The organism is Kocuria sp. CH-021 (genome assembly GCF_049716185.1).
GTDB classification, from domain to species: domain Bacteria; phylum Actinomycetota; class Actinomycetes; order Actinomycetales; family Micrococcaceae; genus Kocuria; species Kocuria cellulosilytica.
In genome coordinates this window covers 59710-75975 of the sequence record NZ_JBNAFK010000009.1, presented here as the reverse complement: position 1 = coordinate 75975, position 16266 = coordinate 59710, and the positions used below count along the sequence as shown (strand labels likewise).

Here is a 16266-nt window from a genome sequence, read left to right as displayed (position 1 = left end):
GCCGCCCGGGCACCGGGGACGGTGTCCGGGCGGCGCCCGCTCAGCGGCTCCGCCGCCTCCCGCTCACTCGTCCGGGGAGTGCCGCGCCCCCGACAGCGGGGTGCGCCACACCTCCGGGTCCGCGACCGGGAACCGGCGGCCGGTGACGGGCCCCGGGACGATCCGGACGAAGATGCCCTTGCGGCCCGACTGCCACGGGAACAGCGGCAGGTCGAGGGTGTCCGTGAGCTCCTGGACCTGCTGGATGCGCTCGGCGCGGCCCTTGACCACCACGCTCCACGCCTTCCCGGAGGCCTCGTCGTACCCGTCGATCTCGACCGCCACGGGGACGTCGGTCAGGGCTCCCGCGAGCTTCGTCCCCTCCGCCGAGCGGAAGACGAGGGTCCCGTGGTCCACCACGAAGTTGACCGGGAAGATGTCCGGGTGGTCCTCCACCCACACGGCGAGGCGGCCGACGCCCGCGTCCCGCAGCAGCTCCCAGCAGCTGTTGACCGCCAGCTCCTCCACGTCGTTGCCGTGCGTGTCCGTCATCGTGTCCTCCGTCGTCGTCGCTGTCCCGGCCTGCGGCCGCGTCCTGGTCCCCGTCCCGGTCCTCGTGCCGGTGCGGGGGTCTGCACGGCCCCTCACTCGAAGTCGGCGAGCCAGAGGTCCGGGCCGAACACCTCGTACTGGATGTCCCGGGCCGGGACGCCCCTCGCGACGAGCGCGCTGCGCACGGCCTGCATGAACGGCAGGGGCCCGCACAGGTAGTACTGCGCGTCGTTCGGCAGCTCCGCGGCGCGGAGGTCCATGAACCCCTCGTGCTCGTTCTCGCCGCGCTCGCCGCCCGCCCGGGGCTGCTCGAACCACGCCTGCAAAGAGCCGTCCTCCAGGGCGGCGAGGTCCTCCTCGATCTGCCCGCGCAGCGCGAACGTCTCCGGGGAGGCGTCCGCGTGCAGGAACCGCACCGTGCGCTGCGAGCCGTCCTTCACCAGGTGCGAGAGCATCCCCGCCATGGGCGTGACGCCGATGCCGGCGCTGGCCAGGACCAGGGGCCGGTCGGAGTACTCCAGGACCACGTCGCCGGAGGGCACCGACAGCACCACCTCGTCGCCCACCTGCACCCGGTCGTGCAGCAGGGTGGACATCTCGCCGGCCGGGGTGCCGTTGCCGCGCACCCGCTTGACCGCGAAGCGCCGGTGGTGGCCGTCGTCGGCGCGGGTCAGGCTGTACTGCCGCGGCTGCTGCACCCCGTCGGGCATCTCCATCCGCAGGGTCACGTACTGCCCCGGCAGGGACCGCTTCACCTCGCGCTCGTCGACGCGCTCCACCACGAAGGTCGTGACGTCCTCGGTCTCCGGGATCTTCTCGACCACCCGCCACGTCCGCCAGACGGTCTCGGGGGAGAGCCGGACCGCGTCGTAGAGGCCGCGCTCCTGGTTGATGAGCACGTTGGCCATCAGCCAGTAGACCTCGTCCCACGCCGCGGCGACCTCCGGGGTCACGGCGTCGCCCAGGACGTCCACGATGGCCCACATGAGGTTGTCGTGCACGATCTGGTACTGGTCCGGGTGCAGCCCCAGGGAGACGTGCTTGTGCGCGATGCGGGAGAGCAGGTGGTCCGGGAGCTCGGTCGGCTTGTTCACCAGGTAGCCGGCGAAGGCGGCCACGGACCCGGCCAGCGCCTGCTGCTGCCGCCCGTCGGCCTGGTTGCCGCGGTTGAACAGCCCGTCCAGCAGCTCGGGGTGCTCCCCGAACATGTGCGCGTAGAAGCGCCGGGCGATCTCCTGGATGTTCTCCCCGACCACGGGGAGCGTGGCCTTCACGACGGGGTACGAGGTGTCTGACAGCACGGTGGGCTCCTTCACGAGCACCGACGTCGTCGACGGCGCTCTGGTCGCGTCCCGTCAAGCTAGCACCGCACCGGGCGCGGTACCAGGAGATGACACGGCGGCGCCCGGAGCCGTCGTGGGCCAGAATGGGAGGGACGCACCGACGGCACAGGCGAAGGGGACCGGACCGACATGACCGAGCAGCAGCAGGGACTCACCCACGTGCGGGCGGACGGGTCCGCGCACATGGTGGACGTCTCGGCCAAGGCCGTCACCACCCGCGAGGCCACCGCGACGGCCACGCTGCGCACCCGCCCCGACGTCGTCGAGCAGGTCTTCGCCGCGGACCTGCCCAAGGGGGACGCTCTGCCCGTGGCCCGGGTCGCCGGCATCATGGCGGCGAAGAGGACCCCGGAGCTCGTCCCGCTGTGCCACCCCCTGCCGATCAGCAAGGTGACCGTGGACTTCGAGCGGCTGGCGGACGGCGTGCGGATCAGCGCGACGGTGCGCACCCGCGGGGTGACGGGCGTGGAGATGGAGGCGCTCACCGCGGCGACGGTGGCCGCCCTGACGCTCTACGACATGATCAAGGCCGTGGACAAGCTCGCCGAGATCGAGCAGGTGAAGGTGCTCGCGAAGTCCGGCGGCAAGTCCGGGGACTGGGCGCGGACCGACGGGGACGGGGCATGAGGAGCGCCGCCGTCGTCGTCGCGTCGACCCGCGCCGCCGCCGGGGTCTACCAGGACCGGAGCGGGCGGATCGCCGCGGACTGGTTCGGCTCCCACGGCTTCACCGTGGAGGGCCCGTTCGTGGTGGCCGACGGCGAGGACGTCCGCGCCCAGCTCGAGCGGCTGCTCGTGGCCCGGGCGCCGGAGGACCGGCCCAGCGTGGTGGTGACCAGCGGCGGGACCGGTCTGGCCCCCGACGACCTCACCCCCGAGGTCACCCGGCCCTTCCTCGACCGCGAGCTGCCCGGCATCATGGAGGCACTGTGGGCGGAGGGCCGCAGGACCACCCCCCTGGCCGCGCTCAGCCGCGGGCACGCCGGGGTCAGCGGGCACACGTTCGTGGTCAACCTCCCCGGCTCCACCGGCGGGGTGTGGGACGGGCTGAAGGTGCTGGAGCCGTTGCTCGACCACGTCTGCGACCAGCTGGAGGGCCACCGCGACCGCGGGCACGCCGGCCCCCGCCACGACCCCCGACCGCACGAGGAGACCGACCGTTGAGCACTCCCGGACCCATCCAGGCCGAGACCGCCGTCGTGGCCGCGTTCGTGACCGACGAACCGCTGGACCACGGGCAGGCCGTCGCGGCCGTGCAGGACGAGCGCACCGGCGCCGTGGTCTCCTTCAGCGGCGTCATCCGCGACCACGACGGCGGCCGCCCCGTCACGAGCCTCGACTACACCTGCCACCCCGGCGCCGACCGGGCCGTCCAGGAGGTCGCCCGCCGGGTCGCCGAGGAGTTCCCGGGGGTGCGGATCTGGGCCGCGCACCGGGTCGGCCGGCTCCGGATCGGGGACTCCGCCCTGGAGGCCGCCGTGGCCTCGGCCCACCGCAAGCTCGCGTTCGCCGCGTGCGACGCGCTCGTGGACCGGATCAAGACCGAGGTGCCCATCTGGAAGGAGCAGCTGTTCGCGGACGGCTCCACCGAGTGGGTCGGACTGGACGCCTGAGCGCCGTGGACCTGCCCCCGCTCGTCGAGCCGGCTCCCGAGCTCACCGACGCCGAGCTGCGCCGCTACGCCCGCCACCTGACCGTCCCCGAGATCGGCGAGCAGGGCCAGCGGCGGCTCAAGAACGCCCGCGTGCTGTGCGTGGGCGCGGGCGGGCTCGGCTCCCCGGCCCTGCTCTACCTCGCCGCCGCGGGCGTCGGGACCCTCGGCGTCGTCGACGACGACGTGGTGGAGTCCTCCAACCTGCAGCGCCAGGTCGTCCACGGCGGATCGACGCTGGGCGCGGCCAAGACCGCCTCGGCCGCCGCGCGGATCGCCGACCTCAACCCGCTGGTGCACGTGGTGGAGCACCGCGAGCGGCTCACGGCCGCCAACGCGGAGGAGGTCCTGGCCGGCTACGACCTCGTGCTCGACGGCACGGACAACTTCGGGACCCGCTACCTCGTCTCCGACGCGTGCGAACTGACCGGTCTGCCGCACGTGTGGGGCTCGATCCTGCGCTTCGACGGCCAGTACTCGGTGTTCTGGGGCGCGCACGGGCCCACCTACCGCGACCTCTACCCCGTGCCCCCGGCGCCGGGCACGGTGCCCAGCTGCGCCGAGGCCGGGGTGCTCGGCGTGCTGCCGGGGCTGCTGGGCACCGCCATGGCGGTCGAGGCCGTCAAGCTGGTCACCGGGATCGGCACCACGATGCTCGGCCGGGTCGCCACCTACGACGCCCTCTCGGCACGCTGGTGGGAGATCCCGCTGGCACCGACGCCGGGGCGCGCGCCCGTCACGTCCCTCGCTCCCGGCAGGTCCGGCACCGGGGCCGACGGCGGCGCTCCCGCCTGCCCGGCGCCGGCCCCCGAGCACGTCCCGACCGTGACGGCTCCCGAGCTCGCGGCGCTGCTGGCGGCGCGGGAGCGCGGCGCGGCGGACTTCGAGCTCGTCGACGTCCGGGAGCCCTACGAGGCGCGGCTCGCGGCGATCCCCGGCGCGCGGCTGGTCCCCCTGGGGCAGTTCGAGTCCGGGGAGGCCTTCGCGCGGATCGCCCCGGACCGCCGGGTGCTGCTGCACTGCAAGGCCGGGGCGCGCTCCGAGCGCGCCCTGCGGCTCCTGGTGGCCTCGGGGCACCGCGACGTCGCGCACCTCGAGGGCGGGGTGCTGGCGTGGATCGAGCAGGTGGACCCGTCCCAGCAGCCCTACTGAGCCGGTCCCCCCTGGTCCGGTCCCGGCCCGCGCACGGCAGCGGGCCCGGGGCCCAGGACGTAGGCTGATCATCCCGTGCCGCCGACCGATGGACACCGCATGCCCCCTCCGCACCCCTGCCGCGACTCCCGGCCCGGGCGTGTCCAGGAGGCCGCCGCGGCCCTGCGCGCCGCCGTGCCCGGCGCCCTGGGCGCCGCCCTCGCCGCGGCGAGGGAGCTGGGCGAGGACCTCCCCGCTCCCGGAACGGGCCGCACCGGGCAGCTGTGGCTCCGGCTCGCCGAGCTCGCCCGGCTCGACCTCTCCCTCGCCCGCGTCGTGGAGCCGCACCTGGACGCTCTCGCGATCCTGCGCCAGGCGGGCCTCGACGAGCTCGCCGACCGGCCCGCCGCCTGGGGCGTCTGGGCCGCCGAGGCCGCCGGTCACGAGCTCGTGGCCCGGTACGGGTCCGGCGGCTGGGAGCTCACGGGCACCAAGGCCTGGTGCTCGCTCGCCGCGCACCTGGACCGGGCGGTCGTCACGGCGAGCACCGGCGGGGGGCGCCGCCGGGCCTTCGCCGTGGACCTCGCCCACCCCGGCGTGGTCCCCGGGAGCACCGAGGACTGGCGGCCGGCGGGGCTGCAGGACGTGCCGACCGGCGACGTGCGGTGCACGGCGGTGCCCGCCGTGCCGGTCGGACCGGACGGGTGGTACCTGGAGCGCCCCGGCTTCGCGTGGGGCGGGATCGGGGTGGCCGCGTGCTGGTACGGCGGTGCCGCGGGCGTGGCCGACCTCCTGTGGGAGGACGCCGTGCGGCGCCGCCGCCCGGACGGGCGCCCGCTCGACCAGCTGGGCCACGCCGCGCTCGGCGTCGTCGACACGCACCTGCACGCCGCCCGCACGGCGCTGCGCGCGGCGGCGGAGCAGGTCGACGCCGGCCGGGCCGGCGGGGACCGCGGCGCGGTCCTGGCCCTGCGCACCCGGCGCGTCGTCGCGCGGGCGGCGGAGGCCGTGCTCGGGGAGGTCTCGGCCGCCACCGGCCCGGGACCGCTCACCGGCGCCCCCGAGCACGTCCGCCGGGTGAGCGCCCTGCAGGTCTACGTCCGGCAGGAGCACGCCCAGCGGGACGCCGCCGCACTGGGGCGCGCCCTGCTCGACGGCGCGGCCGGGGACCGCCCGTGGTGAGCTTCGACCACCGGGACCCCGGGACCCCCGAAGCGGTGTGGGCGCGCGCCCCGCGCCTGCGGGCGGCGCGTCCGCTCCTGCTCGGCGGCATCGACCGCCTCGTGGTCCTCGCCGCCCACCCCGACGACGAGAGCCTCGGCGCGGGCGGGCTGATCTCGCTCGCGGCCCGTGCCGGCGCCCGGGTGCGGGTGGTCGTGGCGACCCTGGGCGAGCGCTCCCACCCCGGGTCCCCGACCCGGACGCCGGCCGACCTCGCCCGCGTGCGGCGGGCCGAGGCCGCGGCCGCCACCGACCGTCTCGCGGACGGCGTGGTGCCCGAGCTGCTGGGGCTTCCCGACGGGGCCCTGGACACCGCGGGGGAGGCGCTGCGCGGCCCCGTGGCCGAGGCCGCGGCCTGGGCCGCCGCCGGGCGGCGAGGAGTGCTCGCCGCCCCCTGGGGCGACGACGGGCACGTCGACCACGAGGTGCTGGGCCGGGCGGCACGGGCGGCCGCCGCCGCGCACGGTGTCGAGTGCCTCGAATACCCCGTCTGGCTGTGGCACTGGGGTGGGCCCGACGACCTGCCGGCGCACGGGATCCGGGTCCTCGCCCTGGACGCCGGGGCGCGCGCGGCCAAGGAGCGGGCCCTGACCGCCCACGCCTCGCAGGTCCTGCCGCTGTCCCCGGCCCCGGGGGACGAGGCCCTCCTGGGCCCGCACGTGCTGGCCCGGTTCCGCCGTCCGGCAGAGCACTTCTTCGTGCTCCCGCCCGCCGCGGCGGCACCGGACGCCGCCGACGTGTTCGACGACGTCCACCGCGGCGCCGAGGACCCGTGGGACGTCGACTCCTCCTGGTACGAGCGGCGCAAGCGCGCCGTGACCGTCGCCGCACTGCCCCGCGCCCGGTACCGCCGGGTCCTGGAGGCCGGCTGCTCCGTCGGCGCCCTGACCGCAGAGCTCGCGGGCCGCGCCGACGTCGTGCTGGCCGTGGACGCGAGCGGTGTCGCGGTCGACCGGGCGCGGCACCGGCTGGCGGCGCGGCCCGGCGTGCAGGTGGAGCGGCGCCGGCTGCCCGAGCAGTGGCCGGCCGGCCCGTTCGACCTCGTGGTGCTCTCCGAGACCGGCTACTTCCTCGACGCCTCGCAGCTGAGCACTCTCCTCGACCGCGCGGCCGGAGCGCTCGAGCCGGACGGCCACCTCCTGCTGTGCCACTGGCGCCACCCGATCGAGGGCTGGCCGCTCGACGGGGCCGACGTGCACGCGGCCGTGCACGCGGACGCCCGCTTCCACCGCCTGCTGGAGCACACGGAACGGGACTTCGTGCTGGAGGTCTTCGAGCCCGTGGCGCCCCGGGCAGCCGGCGCCGGACCGTGCTGAGCCCGGTGGAGCGGGTGGTGGTCGTGGTCCCGGCCCGGAACGAGGAGCGGCTGCTCGGCCGGTGCCTGGCCACGGTGGAGCACGCTGCCGCCCGGGCGCGGGCGGTCCGGGCCCCGGTGCGGGTGGACGTCGTCGTGGCACTGGACCGCTGCACCGACGGCAGCGCCCGGATCGCCGCGGCGTCGGGAGCGGACGTCGTCGTCGGCTCGTGGGGCACCCCGGGGGCGGCCCGGGCCGCGGCGGTGCGCGCCGCGGGTGCGGTGGGGGAGCGCACCTGGATCGTGTCGACCGACGCGGACAGCGCGGTGCCCGCCCACTGGCTCACGGGTCACCTGGACGCGGCCGGGCGCGGAGCGGAACTGCTGCTCGGCACCGTGGAACCGGATCCCCGGGACCTGCCCGCGGACGTCCTGGCACGCTGGCACGCCCTGCACCGGCTCGAGGAGGGGCACCCCCACGCGCATGCGGCGAACCTGGGCGTCCGGGCCGACGTCTATGCCGCGTGCGGTGGTTTCCGGTCCCTGCCGCACGGCGAGGACGTCGAGCTGGCGGAGACGGCGCGGACCCACGGGCGCCGCGTGCTCGCCACGGACCGGGTGCGCGTGCTCACCTCGGGGCGCAGCACCGGGCGGGTCGAGCTCGGCTTCGCCGGCTGGCTGCGGGCGCTGGCGGGGGAGCGGCAGCCCCTCGGCGCGGAGCCCGGCTGAGCCGGGGACGGGCTCCGCGCTACGCGGGGAGCGGACAGCCCTGGCCAGGGACCGGTCCCGTCTGCCTACGGTGAGGTCGTACCGCAGACGACGGAAGGACCCACAGCATGACCGAGAACAGCATCTCCGCCAGCCGCGTCATCGACGCCCCCGCCGACGCCATCTTCGACGTCCTCAGCCTGCCCGCGCGCCACCGGCAGATCGACGGCTCCGGCACGGTGGTCTCCGGCGACGACCAGCGCATCCAGCAGGTCGGGCAGGTCTTCGTGATGAACATGAACGGCGAGCACATGGGCGGCGACTACGTCATGGAGAACACCGTCTCCGGCTTCGACGAGAACAAGCTGCTCGCCTGGCGGCCCAAGCCGCAGGGCGCGGAGCTGGAGGGCTGGGAGTGGATCTGGGAGCTCGAGCCCCAGGGCCCCGGCGCCACGCTGGTCACCGAGACCTACTCGTGGGAGCACGCGAGCCCGGAGGCCCGGAAGGCCGTGTCCTTCCCGCTGTTCGAGGAGGGCGCCCTGGAGCACTCCCTCGAGCGGCTCGCCGCGGCCGTCTCCGAGAAGTGAGCGCCTGAGCCGCCCAGGCCCGTGGGTCAGGGCTCCCGGCGGGCGGCGCGCGCCGAGGCCGCCGCCGGGTCGACCCACAGGATCTCCCACTGGTGGCCGTCGGGGTCCCGGAAGCAGCGCGAGCGCAGGAAGCCGTAGTCCTGGGCGTCGCCCTCGGTCCCGCCGGCGCGGACGGCGCGGTCCACGATGGTGTCGATCTCGTCCGGGGAGTCCACGCTGAGCGCGTTGACCACCGAGGCGTCGGCCGGGGTGCCGGGAGTCCCGGGGCCCACCAGGCGCAGGTGGCGGTCCTCGCTCAGGACCATGACGTGCTCGTCCTCGCGGATCTCCACGGTCCCCGCCCCGCTGCCCTCGAACGCCGGGTGCAGCCGCCAGCCCAGGCCGGAGTAGAACCGCTTCGAGCGCTCCAGGTCCGAGACGGGAAGGGTGATGAACTCTGCCGGTGCCATGACGTCCCCCTCGTGCTGCGGCGGTCCCCGCCCTCAGCATGGTCCCCGGCCCGCGGGGGCGCAACGGTGTGACAGGATCCCCGCCCGCATGTCGCGGCGGCATCGTCACGGCATCGTCACGGCATCGGAGCGGGGCCGGAATGGGTTCGCCCGTCCCGGGGTTGGAACGGGCATGCAGGTCATCGGAGTCGAGTCGTTCGGAGGACCCGAGGTCCTCGCCGTCCACGAGCTGCCGGACCCCCACCCGGGGCCCGGGGAGGTGCGGATCCGGGTCAGGGCGGCTGCCGTCAGCCCCACGGACACCGTGCTGCGCGCCGGCGGTCAGCCGCTGGAGCACCTGAGCCCGCCGTACGTGCCGGGGATGGACGCGGCCGGGGTCGTCGACGAGGTCGGGCCGGGCAGCGCCTGGCGGGTGGGGGAGGCGGTCATGGCCATCGCCCTGCCGCGCGGGGAGCACGGGGGCGCCTACGCCGAGCTCCTGGTCGCCCCCGACGACTCGATCGCCCGCCTCCCCGCGGGCACGGACTTCGCCACCGCCTGCACCCTGCCCATGAACGGGCTCACGGCCCTGCAGATCCTCGAGGTGCTGGACCTGCAGCCCGAGCAGACCCTGGCCGTCACCGGGGCCGCGGGAACCCTGGGCAACTACGTGGTGGAGCTCGCCAAGCACGAGGGCCTCACCGTCGTGGCCGACGCGTCGGAGCACGACCTGGAGCTCGTGGAGAGCCTCGGCGCCGACCACGTGGTCGCCCGCGGCGACGACGTCGCGGAGCGGATCCGCGAATTCTTCCCCGACGGGGTCGACGCCCTCGTGGACGCCGCCGTGCTCCACGAGAAGGCGGTCCCCGCCGTCCGGGACGGCGGGGACTTCGCGACCGTGCGGCACTGGACGGGGGACCCGGGGCGCGGGATCACCGTGCACCGGATCAGCGTGCCCCGGGAGTACCACTCGGGCCGGAAGCTCGACCGGCTGCGCCGGCACGTGGAGGAGGGGGTGCTCTCCCTGCGCGTGGCCGCCGTCCTGCCCGCCGCGGACGCCGCCGAGGCGCACCGCCGGCTCGAGGCCGGGGGCGTCCGGGGGCGCCTCGTCCTGGAGTTCTGAGGCCCGGCTCCCGGAGGGCCGGACTCAGAAGTGGGACCGGTACTGGTGGTCGATCCCGACCTGGTCCACCTTCCGGTGGAAGCGCATCCCGGCCAGGCCGCCCAGGACCGCCGCGAGCAGCGGGATCAGGACGGCGACGACCAGGGCGATGATGCCGCCCGTGGTGAGGGCGCCCTCGCCGATCGGGATCCGGGGGAAGCTGTTGAGCTCGCGCAGCACGTTGAACTGCTCGCCCGCCAGCGCACCCAGGAGCGCCAGGACGATCGCGATGAGGATCGCCCACACCCACACGGCCACTCCCTGCTTGGCGCCGTCGAAGCGGGCCATGCGCCCGGCCACGTAGCCCCCGGCGAAGTAGGCGACGAAGAGGATCAGCGCGAGGGCGATCCCGCTGACCAGGCCCACGGTGCCGGCGTCCTGGGCCACCTGCTCCGCGATCTCGCCGGGGTCGGTGCTGGTCGCCACGCCCACTCCCGCGCCGATCGCCCCGAGCAGCGCGGTGAGCAGCACGGCGATGCCCGTGGCGGTCATCCAGCCGAAGAACGCCGAACCGAACTTCACGCCCCCGAACTCCCGCTTCTCCGCCGCGACGACCTCCTGCCGCCGCCCCCGCGGGGTGGACGCGCCCGGGCGGTCCGCCCCGGACGTCCGGGGCTCCTCCGGGACGGTCGATCCTGACTGGTCCTGAGCTGCCACGACTGTCTCCTCACGTCCGACCATCAGCTTGCTTGACATGCTCCTCTCCTCGGCGGTGGTCCGCAACGGGTCCGGAGGAGCAGTCCGGACGAGCTGCCCGGACGACGGCAGGGGGTGTGCCCGGGGTCGCGGCCGGACATAGGCTGAGGCTCCCGAACCGCCCCGCACGGCGGTTCCCGCACCGGACGGACGGAAGGCCACGATCATGGAACGCACTCCAGACTTCGACCCGCGCACGGCCGTGGTGACCGGCTCCGACTCCGGCATCGGGCGCGCGACCGCCGTGGCGCTCGCGGCGGCCGGCATGGACGTGGGCATCACCTGGCACCAGGACGAGGCCGGCGCCGAGCGGACCGCCGAGGAGGTCCGCTCCTACGACCGGCGGGCCGTGGTGGCGCGGCTGGACACCACGGAGCTGGAGAGCTGCGGCGCCGTCGTCGACGGCCTCGTGGAGCGGCTCGGCGGCGTGGACGTCTTCGTGAACAACTCGGGCACGGGGGCGAACATCCCCTTCCTGGAGACGTCCCTGGCCACGTGGCGCAAGGTGCTGGCCACCGATCTCGACGGCGCGTTCCTGTGCCTCCAGGCGGCGGCACGGCACATGGTGGCGGCCGGCCGGGGCGGCCGGCTGATCGCCGTCACCAGCGTGCACGAGCACGTGCCCCGGGTCGGCTCGAGCGCCTACGACGCCGCCAAGCACGGGCTCGGGGGGCTCGTGAAGACCATCGCGCTCGAGCTGGGGGAGCACGGGATCACCGCGAACTCGGTGGCCCCCGGGGAGATCGCGACCCCCATGACGGGCCAGGAGGACGAGAACCCGAGGTCCACCCACCGTCCCGGCGTGCCGCTGGGCCGGCCCGGGGACGCCCGGGAGATCGCCTCGGTCATCGCGTTCCTCGCCTCCCCGGCCTCCGCCTACGTCACCGGGGCGTCCTGGGTCGTGGACGGCGGCATGGTGCAGATGGGGCCGCAGGCGGGATCCCACCTGACGAGCGACGAGTGGCGGAAGGGCTGACTCCGGCCGGTCCGCGGGACGCCCCGGCTCCCGGCCGGCCGGGGCGCCGGCCCACGGGTGCCCGCACGCCGTCCCCGGCGACGCGGACGTGCGCTCAGCGGTCGAAGTGGGTGGTGGCCGGGCCCTGTCCCACGGTGGCGACCAGTTCCGCGGCCAGGTCGCGCAGCTTGACGTTGCGGTGGCTGGAGGCGGCCCGCAGGATCGCGAAGGCCTCCTCCTGCGTGCAGCGGTTCTGGCCCATGACGATGCCCACGGCCAGGTCGATGGTGGTGCGGGAGGCCATGGCCGCCTTGAGGTCCGCCTCGGCGTCCCGGTGCTTCTCCATCCGCACGGCCAGGCGCAGCGCGGTCGAGGCGGAGGCCACCTCGCGCTGGACGACCTCGATCGTCGCCGGGTCGAACTTGTGGGGGCGGTCGGCGTAGACGTCCAGGGCCGCGGAGGCCTCGCCGCCGAGATCCAGGGGCACCCCGAGGGCGGAGCGGATGCCGTTGTCGGCGGCGGCCCTGCCGTACTCGGGCCACCGGGGGTCGGAGCGGGTGTCCGCCACGTGGACCAGCCGGTGCTCGCGGGAGGCCGTCAGGCAGGGACCGTCACCGTAGTGGTACTGGATCTCGTCCAGGGCCTCGGCCGCGGGGCTGGAGGAGGCCACGGTCGAGGACCTCTTCGGCCGCAGCAGGGTGACCGCGCACCACACCTCGTCCCCGTCGGTGGACAGGGCCTGGGCGATGGTGGCCGTGAGCGCGTCGAGGAAGGACGTGATGTCCTCGCTCTCGAGCAGCAGCTCGTGCGGCGCCGTGGGCGATTCGCCCGTCTCGTGCTCCGTCATGGTCTTCCTCCGGTGGTCGCAGCGGGCCCGCGGTGCAGGTGCCGTCGGGCCCGGCCGTAGAGGCCCGGGGCCCGCACGGTCCATCATGCCGTGTTCCCGCGCCCCCTGCGTCCCGCCGCCGCGACGTCCCGGCATCCGCTCGGCGCGCGTGCGGCCCGTGCCGGTCACCGGCGATCCCGGTGCGGAGCCGCGCGCGATTAGAGTGGGGGCCGACCCCGCACGCCGGCGCACGCAGTGCAGCGGCGTTCCGGGCAGCGGCGGACCACGCCGCCGCGCGGCGCCGGCTCCGCCGCCCGCGACATCCTGCCCCGTCCGCGTGCACTCCTGCACGCACCGACCCGAGAACCGAGGCCCTGGTGAGCTCTTCCTCCGCCGCCGTCACGTCCCGCACGGGACGCTCGACGGCGCTGACCGGCCTGGTGTGGCTGCTGCTGGTGGGCGCGCTGGTGCGGTCCGTGTGGCTGACCCTCGACGGCAGCATCGACCTGGACGTCTACCGGCTCGGCGGCATGGCCGTGGTGGACCGGCACGGGTTCGCCGACGAGCTCTACGGGCCCGGGCTGAGCCTGCACGACGACGGCGGACTGCCGTTCACCTACCCACCGTTCGCGGCGCTGCTGTTCGTGCCGCTCGCCTACCTCCCCGAGCAGCTCACCGAGCTCGCCCTGGGGCTCGTCACGATGGGCATCGCCGCGGGTCTGTCCGCCGTCCTCCTGCGCTGGGCCGCGGAGCGCGGCCGGCCGCTGCCGCTGCAGGGCCTGCTGGGCCCGGCGACCGCCGTGGCCGCGGGCACCGCGGTGCTGCTGTGGTCGGGGCCGTGGATGCGCAACGTGGGCCTCGGGCAGATCAACGCCCTGCTCCTCGCCCTCGTGCTCTACGACCTGCTGCGCACCCGGGACGACAGCCTCCTGGGCCGGATCCCGCGGGGGTTCTGGATCGGGCTGGCCGCCGGCGTCAAGCTGACGCCCCTGGCGTTCGGACTGGTGTTCCTGATGCGCGGACAGCTGCGGCCGATCCTCACCACGGGCCTCACGTTCGCCGCGACCGTGCTGGTCGGGTTCCTGGCGCTGCCGCGGGACGCCGCCGTGTTCTGGAGCGAGGCCGTGGTCAGCGACGAGCGCGTGGGTGACACCGGGTACGTCGACAACACCTCGCTGCAGGGGGTGCTCCTGCACCTGGGCGTCCCCGGCGGGGCGGAGCCCCTGCTGCGCTGGGCGCTGGTCCTCGTCATGGTCGTGGGCGTCGCCCTGCTGATCCGGGTCCTCGCGGCCCGGGACATGGTCCTCTCCGCGGTCGCGGTCAACGCCCTCGTCATGCTCTACATGTCCCCGGTCACGTGGTCCCACCACCACCTGTGGTGGGCGCTGGTGTTCACGGCGCTGTGGGTCGAGGCGTGGCCGGCGTTCCTCCGGGACGGCCCGCGCCGGCTCGCCCTGGTGCTGGGCGGGGTCGCCCTCGTGGGCCTGTACGTCGGTCCGATCCGCTGGGACGCGTGGCTGCGCCCGCCGGGCGTGCCCGGGCCGGTGATCGACGCCGTGGCCGCGCTGCCCTACCTCGCCCTGTTCCTGCTCCTGGCCGTGTGGACGGTCACCGGCCTCCGGGCCGGGACCCGGGGCGCCGTCGACGCGGACCGTGGCTGAGCCCGGCGCCTGGACCGGCTACGGCCGCGGCAGCCGGGGCTACCGGAGGGTGCTGCTGGCCCTGCTGTGCGCGGGGGTGGCGACGTTCGCCCAGCTGTACTCCGTGCAGGGCGTGCTGCCGCTCATGGCGGCGGACCTCGGGATCGGCGCCGCGGAGGCGTCCCTGGGCGTCTCCGCGGCCACCCTCGGCCTCGCCGTGGGCGTCCTGCCGTGGTCCGTGGTCTCCGACCGGTGGGGACGGCTGCGGACCATGGTGATGGCCGTGCTCTCGGCCACGGCCCTGGGACTCGTGATGCCCCTGGCACCGGGCTTCGAGACCGTGGTGGCGCTGCGCTTCGCGGAGGGCGTCGCCCTGGGCGGGATCCCCGCCGTGGCGATGGCCTACCTCGCGGAGGAGCTCGACCGCCGGCACGCCGCCGTGGCCGCCGGCACCTACGTGGCGGGGACGAGCCTGGGCGGGCTCGCCGGGCGCATCGTCGCCGCGCCCGTGGGGGACGCGTTCGGCTGGCGCACCGGCACGATCACCGTGAGCGTGCTGGCCGCGCTCGCCGCCGTGGTCTTCGTCCTGATCGCCCCGCGCCAGCGGGGCTTCGTGCGCCAGACCGTCCGGCTCACCGGGCCGGGCGGTCTGCTGGGGCGGCTGCGCGCCAATCTCGCGGACCGCGGCCTGGTGGTGCTCTACCTGCAGGGCTTCCTGCTCATGGGCGGGTTCGTGGCGATCTACAACTACCTCGGCTTCCACCTCGGCGAGGAGCCGTTCGGGGTGTCCCAGACCGTGGTGAGCCTCCTGTTCCTGGCCTACCTCTCGGGCACCTGGTCCTCCGGGACCGCCGGACGCATCGCGGCGGCCCACGGGCGGCGGGTGGTCCTGGCGAGCAGCGGAGCCGTCATGCTCACCGGGCTGCTGGCCACGCTCGTCCCGTCGATCCCCGTGGTCGTGGTGGGGCTGCTGCTGTTCACCGCGGGGTTCTTCGCCGCGCACGCCGTGGCCTCCGGGTGGGTCCCCGTGCGCTCCCGCACCGGCAAGGCGCAGGCCTCGTCCCTCTACACGCTCTTCTACTACGCCGGGTCCTCCGTGCTGGGCACGGCCGGCGGCGTCTTCTACACGGCCACCGGCTGGCCGGGAGCGGTCGGCTTCGTGGCGGGCCTCGTGGTCCTCGCGGTGCTGCTGGTCCTCACGGTCCTCCGGGAGCCCGAGCCCGCCTGACCGCGCCCCGCCGGCGGACCGGCGCTCACTCCTCGGTGCCGCCCCACTGCAGGGGGAGCACCTCGAAGGAGCTCGCGAGCGGCACCCCGAGCCGTTCCCCCACGGCGGTGGCGTTGCCCCGCAGGAAGGCGTCCGGGTCGAAGTCGGCCCAGCCCAGGCCCTCGAGGTAGGCGCCGTGGGCGCGCAGCGACTCCACGCCGGCGCCGAAGGTCTCCGTGACGTCGGCCGCGTGCCGGGCACCGGGCGAGGCGGCCGCCCACACCGCCAGCACGTCCGGCCACGGCTGCAGGCCCGTGCCGATCTGCTCCGGGAAGACCCACCGGTTGCCGGCGTCCCGCACGGCGTCCAGCGTGGCCCGGCCCGTGGCGATGTGGTCGGCCTGGTTGAGGTTGGTGGCGTTGTCCCAGGTGTCACGGAAGTTGTTGGTGATCACCACGTCCGGGCGGTGCCGGCGGACCACCTCGGCGATCCGCCGCCGCAGCGCCACCCCGTACTCGAGCACCCCGTCCGGCTGGTGCAGGAACTCCACCTGCTCCACGCCCACGATCCGGCACGACTCCCGCTGCTCCGCCTCCCGCAGGGGGCCGCACTGCTCCGGCTCGAGCCCGTCGATGCCGGCCTCCCCGCTGGTGACCAGGCAGTACACCACCTCCTTGCCCTGTCCGGTCCAGCGGGCCACGGCCGCGGCGGCGCCGAACTCCATGTCGTCCGGGTGCGCGACCACCACCAGGGCGCGCTGCCAGTTCTCGTCGACGTGCGTGAGCGGGGTCTCGGTCATGGTCCCCATCATGGACCCGCTCCGGGGCACCGGCAACGGCGGCCCGCCCGGTGTCGTCGTTCCGTGGGACGTGCCGGCCACGGGGCGG

18 protein-coding genes are annotated in these 16266 nt (G+C 75.5%); 12 read left to right on the top strand and 6 right to left on the bottom strand.

The features are described 5' to 3' along the window. Positions 1-63 precede the first annotated feature (63 nt). Together ACPYN7_RS08785 and ACPYN7_RS08780 are read right to left on the bottom strand one after the other, a co-directional pair. Positions 64-531, bottom strand: coding sequence for a pyridoxamine 5'-phosphate oxidase family protein (locus ACPYN7_RS08785; protein WP_424347390.1), 468 nt, complete (start codon positions 529-531; stop codon positions 64-66). Between the two features lie 92 nt (positions 532-623). Continuing rightward, positions 624-1832, bottom strand: a complete 1209-nt coding sequence (locus tag ACPYN7_RS08780) for a globin domain-containing protein (RefSeq protein ID WP_058875359.1) — start codon at positions 1830-1832, stop codon at positions 624-626. 171 nt (positions 1833-2003) lie between these two features. Between ACPYN7_RS08780 and moaC the strand changes: the two genes are divergently transcribed. From moaC to ACPYN7_RS08740, 8 genes are all read left to right on the top strand, one after another. Further along, a complete protein-coding gene (gene moaC / locus ACPYN7_RS08775; protein WP_058875215.1) occupies positions 2004-2501 on the top strand; it encodes a cyclic pyranopterin monophosphate synthase MoaC in 498 nt (165 codons plus the stop codon). Beyond that, a complete protein-coding gene (locus ACPYN7_RS08770; RefSeq protein WP_058875216.1) occupies positions 2498-3037 on the top strand; it encodes a MogA/MoaB family molybdenum cofactor biosynthesis protein in 540 nt (179 codons plus the stop codon). The genes moaC and ACPYN7_RS08770 overlap by 4 nt, the downstream gene beginning before the upstream one ends. Next, positions 3034-3486 carry a molybdenum cofactor biosynthesis protein MoaE gene (locus tag ACPYN7_RS08765; RefSeq protein ID WP_424347389.1) on the top strand — a complete coding sequence of 151 codons (453 nt, stop codon included), beginning with the start codon at positions 3034-3036 and terminating at the stop codon, positions 3484-3486. Before ACPYN7_RS08770 ends, ACPYN7_RS08765 begins: the two co-directional genes overlap by 4 nt. Before the next feature lie 5 nt (positions 3487-3491). After that, a complete protein-coding gene (moeB, locus tag ACPYN7_RS08760) occupies positions 3492-4676 on the top strand; it encodes a molybdopterin-synthase adenylyltransferase MoeB (RefSeq protein ID WP_424347388.1) in 1185 nt (394 codons plus the stop codon). Between the two features lie 99 nt (positions 4677-4775). After that, positions 4776-5837, top strand: coding sequence for an acyl-CoA dehydrogenase family protein (locus ACPYN7_RS08755; protein ID WP_424347387.1), 1062 nt, complete (start codon positions 4776-4778; stop codon positions 5835-5837). Beyond that, complete coding sequence (locus tag ACPYN7_RS08750) at positions 5834-7192, top strand: PIG-L family deacetylase (RefSeq protein WP_424347386.1); 1359 nt, start codon at positions 5834-5836, stop codon at positions 7190-7192. Before ACPYN7_RS08755 ends, ACPYN7_RS08750 begins: the two co-directional genes overlap by 4 nt. Then, positions 7186-7899 carry a glycosyltransferase gene (locus ACPYN7_RS08745; RefSeq protein ID WP_424347385.1) on the top strand — a complete coding sequence of 238 codons (714 nt, stop codon included), beginning with the start codon at positions 7186-7188 and terminating at the stop codon, positions 7897-7899. The genes ACPYN7_RS08750 and ACPYN7_RS08745 overlap by 7 nt, the downstream gene beginning before the upstream one ends. Before the next feature lie 107 nt (positions 7900-8006). Then, positions 8007-8465, top strand: coding sequence for an SRPBCC family protein (locus tag ACPYN7_RS08740; RefSeq protein WP_058875221.1), 459 nt, complete (start codon positions 8007-8009; stop codon positions 8463-8465). Positions 8466-8491: 26 nt separating this feature from the next. On the opposite strand, the gene ACPYN7_RS08735 is transcribed toward ACPYN7_RS08740, so the two are convergent. Then, on the bottom strand, positions 8492-8914 hold the full coding sequence (locus tag ACPYN7_RS08735) for a VOC family protein (protein ID WP_058875222.1): 423 nt from the start codon (positions 8912-8914) through the stop codon (positions 8492-8494). A 172-nt stretch (positions 8915-9086) separates the two neighbouring features. On the opposite strand from ACPYN7_RS08735, the gene ACPYN7_RS08730 reads away from it, so the two are divergent. Then, the gene (locus tag ACPYN7_RS08730) at positions 9087-10016 is read left to right on the top strand and encodes an NADP-dependent oxidoreductase (RefSeq protein ID WP_058875223.1); all 930 of its coding nucleotides are present in this window, start codon (positions 9087-9089) and stop codon (positions 10014-10016) included. A gap of 24 nt (positions 10017-10040) precedes the next feature. On the opposite strand, the gene ACPYN7_RS08725 is transcribed toward ACPYN7_RS08730, so the two are convergent. Beyond that, positions 10041-10751 carry a hypothetical protein gene (locus ACPYN7_RS08725; protein WP_424347384.1) on the bottom strand — a complete coding sequence of 237 codons (711 nt, stop codon included), beginning with the start codon at positions 10749-10751 and terminating at the stop codon, positions 10041-10043. A 166-nt stretch (positions 10752-10917) separates the two neighbouring features. Here ACPYN7_RS08725 and ACPYN7_RS08720 point away from each other — a divergent pair, with 166 nt between their 5' ends. Continuing rightward, a complete protein-coding gene (locus ACPYN7_RS08720; protein WP_424347383.1) occupies positions 10918-11727 on the top strand; it encodes an SDR family oxidoreductase in 810 nt (269 codons plus the stop codon). A gap of 94 nt (positions 11728-11821) precedes the next feature. Here ACPYN7_RS08720 and ACPYN7_RS08715 read toward each other — a convergent pair whose 3' ends face one another. Beyond that, positions 11822-12553, bottom strand: a complete 732-nt coding sequence (locus ACPYN7_RS08715) for a GAF and ANTAR domain-containing protein (RefSeq protein ID WP_424347382.1) — start codon at positions 12551-12553, stop codon at positions 11822-11824. Between the two features lie 356 nt (positions 12554-12909). Here ACPYN7_RS08715 and ACPYN7_RS08710 point away from each other — a divergent pair, with 356 nt between their 5' ends. Together ACPYN7_RS08710 and ACPYN7_RS08705 are read left to right on the top strand one after the other, a co-directional pair. Continuing rightward, complete coding sequence (locus ACPYN7_RS08710) at positions 12910-14193, top strand: glycosyltransferase 87 family protein (protein WP_424347381.1); 1284 nt, start codon at positions 12910-12912, stop codon at positions 14191-14193. Beyond that, on the top strand, positions 14186-15400 hold the full coding sequence (locus tag ACPYN7_RS08705; protein WP_058875228.1) for an MFS transporter: 1215 nt from the start codon (positions 14186-14188) through the stop codon (positions 15398-15400). The genes ACPYN7_RS08710 and ACPYN7_RS08705 overlap by 8 nt, the downstream gene beginning before the upstream one ends. Positions 15401-15425: 25 nt before the next feature. Here ACPYN7_RS08705 and ACPYN7_RS08700 read toward each other — a convergent pair whose 3' ends face one another. Next, entirely contained in the window at positions 15426-16178 is a 753-nt protein-coding gene (locus tag ACPYN7_RS08700; RefSeq protein ID WP_424347380.1) for a PIG-L deacetylase family protein, read from the bottom strand. Positions 16179-16266: the final 88 nt, after the last annotated feature.